Annotated in this window: 1 protein-coding gene; it reads left to right on the forward strand. The window is 67.0% G+C overall.

Features of this window, described 5'->3' with window-relative positions:
- Nucleotides 1–806, forward strand: an 806-nt coding sequence (locus tag DIE13_RS32545; RefSeq protein WP_148094100.1) for an MFS transporter, incomplete at both ends; no start/stop codon positions are given.

Raw genomic sequence — 806 nt, forward strand, 5'->3', positions numbered from 1 at the left:
CTCGGCAGCTTCGTCGCCGCGTCTGCGCACGACATCACGTGGATCATCGTCGGCCGCGTGATCCAGGGGATGGGCGCCGTGTCGTCCGCGGTGCTCGCGTTCATCGCCGACCTGACCTCCGAGCAGAACCGCACCAAGGCGATGGCGATGGTCGGCGGCTCGATCGGCGTGTCGTTCGCGGTCGCGATCGTCGGCGCGCCGATCGTGTTCCACTGGGTCGGGATGAGCGGCCTGTTCGCGATCGTCGGCGTGCTGTCGATCCTCGCGATCGGCGTCGTGCTGTGGATCGTGCCTGACGCGGCGAAGCCAGTGCACGTGCCCGCGCCGTTCGCCGAGGTACTGCACAACGTCGAGCTGCTGCGCCTGAACTTCGGCGTGCTGGTGCTGCACGCGACGCAGACGGCGCTGTTCCTCGTCGTGCCGCGCCTGCTGGTCGACGGCGGGCTGCCGGTCGCGTCGCACTGGAAGGTCTACCTGCCGGTAATGGGGCTCGCGTTCGTGATGATGGTCCCCGCGATCATCGTCGCGGAAAAACGGGGCAAGATGAAGCCGGTGCTGCTCGGCGGCATCCTGGCTATCCTGATCGGCCAATTGCTGCTGGGCAGCGCGCCGCATACCATCCTGATTGTGGCGGCGATTCTTTTCATCTACTTCCTGGGTTTCAACATCCTGGAAGCGTCGCAGCCGTCGCTCGTATCGAAGCTAGCGCCCGGTTCGCGCAAGGGCGCGGCCACGGGCGTCTACAACACCACGCAGTCGATCGGGCTCGCGCTCGGCGGCATCGCGGGCGGCTGGCTGCTGAAGCA

Source organism: Burkholderia sp. Bp9016 (genome assembly GCF_003857765.1).
Lineage (GTDB): Bacteria > Pseudomonadota > Gammaproteobacteria > Burkholderiales > Burkholderiaceae > Burkholderia.